4 protein-coding genes and 1 pseudogene are annotated in these 3,404 nt (G+C 73.5%); 3 read left to right on the top strand and 2 right to left on the bottom strand.

The window, feature by feature from the left end:
* Window positions 1–1,774: molybdopterin cofactor-binding domain-containing protein (locus HW445_RS23245; RefSeq protein ID WP_180222904.1), on the top strand; the 1,774-nt coding region annotated here is incomplete at its 5' end.
* 71 nt (window positions 1,775–1,845) lie between these two features.
* Entirely contained in the window at window positions 1,846–2,322 is a 477-nt protein-coding gene (locus HW445_RS23240; protein WP_151769548.1) for a (2Fe-2S)-binding protein, read from the top strand.
* 142 nt (window positions 2,323–2,464) lie between these two features.
* Here HW445_RS23240 and HW445_RS23235 read toward each other — a convergent pair.
* Window positions 2,465–2,758: pseudogene (locus tag HW445_RS23235) on the bottom strand (contact-dependent growth inhibition system immunity protein); the annotation flags it as partial.
* A gap of 40 nt (window positions 2,759–2,798) precedes the next feature.
* Between HW445_RS23235 and HW445_RS23230 the strand changes: the two are divergent.
* Complete coding sequence (locus HW445_RS23230; protein ID WP_306673346.1) at window positions 2,799–3,086, top strand: hypothetical protein; 288 nt, start codon at window positions 2,799–2,801, stop codon at window positions 3,084–3,086.
* Window positions 3,087–3,164: 78 nt separating this feature from the next.
* Here HW445_RS23230 and HW445_RS23225 read toward each other — a convergent pair.
* Window positions 3,165–3,404: hypothetical protein (locus HW445_RS23225; protein WP_180222902.1), on the bottom strand; the 240-nt coding region annotated here is incomplete at its 5' end.

Raw genomic sequence — 3,404 nt, 5'->3', positions numbered from 1 at the left:
CGTCACCGGCCCCGGCGGGCGGCGGATCGGCATCGGCGAGCTCTCCGCGAAGGCCGCCGCCCTGCGGACCGAGGCGGAGTCCGTGGAGCTGAAGGCGAGCGAGGAGTTCACCGTCGTCGGCCGCCCCCACAACCGCGTCGACGCGCTCGACGCGGTGACCGGGCGCAAGAGGTTCACCATGGACCTCCAGGTGCCCGACGCCCTGCCGACCATGGTCTGCCGCCCTCCGACCATCAACGGCAAGGTCGGCTCGGTGGCCAACCTCGACGAGGTCCGCGCCATGCCGGGCGTCACCGACGTCGTGGTGATCTCCACCGGGGTGGCGGTCCGGGCGCGGACGTTCGGCCGGTGCGTCGACGCCGTCCGCGCCCTGCGGGTGACCTGGAAGCCGGGCACCGCCGAGGGCAAGTCCGACGCGACCGTCCTCAAGGAGCTGCGTGCCGCCGAGATCCCCATCGGGCTGCCGCCGCTGACGCCGCACGTGCAGGGCGAGTTCACCTTCCACTTCCGCAGCAACAGCGCGCTGGAGCCCAACTGCGCGATCGCCGACGTACGGCCCGGCCGTGCCGAGATCTGGGCGTCCCTGAAGTCGCCGATCGTCGCCCAGGAGACCATCGCCGCCCGGCTCGCGCTGCCGGTGGGCGCGGTCACCGTCCATGTGACCGAGGGCGGCGGCTCGTTCGGCCGCAAGCTCTTCTTCGACGCCGCGCTGGAGGCCGCCGAGGTCTCCCGGAAGACCGGCAAACCCGTCAAGCTGATGTGGCACCGCGCGGACGACTCCCGCCAGGGGCGCGCCCACCCGATGGCGCGCTCGCGGGTGCGCATCGCCTACGCCGGGAACACCGTCCTCGGCTACCGGCAGCGGCACACCGGCGTGGCCACCGACCTCGGCCACGGTCTCGGCGAGCTGCTCACCGCCACGGTGGCGCAGCTCCCGGTCGGCGACGCCGCCTTCTCCCAGGTCTTCTTCCAGCTCTCCCAGTCCATGCCCTACGAGTTCGGCGTCAACAGCCGCCTGCTGAACGAGACCGACAAGGGGTTCAACACGGGCAGCATGCGCAACGTCTTCTCCCCGGACGTCACCTGCGCCCGGGAGCTCATGGTCGACCGGGTCGCCGCGAAGATGGGCAAGGACCCGTTCGCCTTCCGCCGCGACCTCCTCCGCGACGACCGCGCCCGGGCGGCGCTGGAGGCGGTCGCCGAGGCGGGGAACTGGGGCCGCGCCATGCCGGCCGGCACGGCGCAGGGCATCGCGCTGCACACCGAGTACCGCTCCGTCAACGCGGTGCTGGTGGAGATCGACTGCCGGCCGGAGACCGTGAACCGGCCGGTCCGCGACGGCGTGGCCGGCCCGCGGGTCACCAAGGCGTTCACCGCCGTGGACGTGGGCCTGGCCGTCAACCCGCGCGGTCTCGAGGCGCAGATGACGGGGTGCCTGATGGACGGCATCGCGCTGACCCTGACCTCCAGCCTGCACCTGCGCGACGGTCACTTCCTCGAGGCGAGCTGGGACAACTACTTCTACACCCGGCAGTGGAACACCCCGCCCGAGGTGGAGGTCATCGTCCTGCCGGACACCACCGGGAAGCCCGGCGGGGCGGGGGAACTGGGCGTCGCCGCCTCGATGGCCGCCGTGGCCTGCGCGTACGGCCGCGCCACCGGCACCATGCCCACCACCTTCCCGGTCAACCACGGCACCCTCTCCTTCGAGCCGAAGCCGACCGTCCCGCCCGTCCCGGCCTCGCCCACGGACGGCCTCGACCACGTCCGCTGACCCGACCGGCCCGCTCCGACCCGCCCCGGCCCGCCCCGGCCCGCTCCGACTCCTGGGAGAACCGAGAACCCATGCCCGAGCACACCTTCCGCCTCAACGGCGAACAGGTCACCGTCGACGTCGACGACGACGAGCGGCTGCTGTGGGTCCTGCGCGACGTGCTGGGCGTCACCGGGCCGAAGTACGGGTGCGGCATCAACGTCTGCAAGGCGTGCACCAGCCACCTCAACGGCCGCGCCGTGAACCCCTGCGCCGTCCCGGTGAAGGACCTCGCCCCCACCGACGAGATCACCACCATCGAGGGCCTCGCCGCCACGGTGGGCGCCGACCTGCACCCCATGCAGCGGGCCTGGCTGGACCAGGACGTGGCCCAGTGCGGCTACTGCCAGCCCGGCCAGATCATGGCCGCCGTCGCCCTGGTCCGCCGGGTCGCCGAGGAGGGCCGCGAGATCACCGAGGCCGACCTCGACGGCATCCGCAACATCTGCCGCTGCGGCACCTACCCCCGCATCCGCGCCGCGATCAGGGCGGGGGCCGCGGACATGTGACGCCCGGGACGGACGGGGGCGGCCTGCGCGGGCCGCGCGGCGGCCTGCGCGGGCGTCGGCTCGAGCAGTACACGTGACGGCACCGGGGTCAGGCACCACGATCCCCGCATCAGCCGTCCGGACCACGACGAGCCCCGGTGCCTCACGCGTCGGACAGCCTCGTCGCCGGCGACTGGAACCATGCGCCGTGGGAGAACGGCTCGGGCGGGTCGATCTCCATGCCGAGTTCGGCGGCCGCCAAGGCGTGGTCCCCCTCGTCCAGGGGGAGGGCGAGCAACTCGTGGAGTTCGCCCACGAGGCGGGCGACCAGATGGGGGTCGGTGGTGGCGGCGTAATCGGCGACGGCGGCGTCGTGGTCGGGGAACTCGTCGACGATGTCCTGCGAGAACCACTGCGAGGGCCTGTCCCGGTGGGTACGCGGCGAGCGCCGCGTGGGCGCCCGGATCAAGGAGGCGCATCGCTGCGGTATCCGCGTCATGACCACCTCCATGACCTTGATCGAGGCGTACGACGTGAGGACCTACCTGCCGGCCTGGCACTGGGCGCTGTCCCGTATCCATGTCGAGCCGGTGACCGCGGACGTCGCCGAGGAGGCTGTCGGACTCCTCGGGGAGGCGGGTCTCCATGGGCACAAGTACGCCATCGACGCCGCGCTCGCCTCCGTGGCCCTGCGGCATCCGGGACCGGTCACCGTCTTCACCTCCGACGAGGACGACCTGCGCAAACTGTGCGGTGACGAGATCGTCGTCGTCGGGCTGCGGTAGGCCCGTCCGCCCGGCGAGGCCCCGCCGCGTGGGCACGGACCTCGCCGGGCGCGGACGCGGGCCCCGCCGGGCGGCTCCTCAGCCGGTGAAGCGCAGCTCGGCGAGCCGGATCTCCCCGCGCAGGGTGACGCGGACGTCCCGCACGCCCGACGCGGTGAACGGCGCGGTGAGGGTGGTGTGGTCGTACGGGCCGGAGGTGGGGGCGGCCGGGGAGAGCGTCGCCGTGGCGGGGGCTCCGCCGGAGGCCGGCGCGGCGGTGACGTCCACCGTGCCGCCCCCCGCGACGGTGACCGTGACCGAGGTGACGCCCTCGCCGAA

The sequence above is a fragment of the Streptomyces sp. UH6 genome, from assembly GCF_013421635.1.
Classification (GTDB): Bacteria; Actinomycetota; Actinomycetes; order Streptomycetales; family Streptomycetaceae; genus Streptomyces; species Streptomyces abyssomicinicus.
The sequence above is the reverse complement of the archived record's forward strand: the minus strand, read 5'-3'. Positions and strand labels throughout refer to the sequence as shown.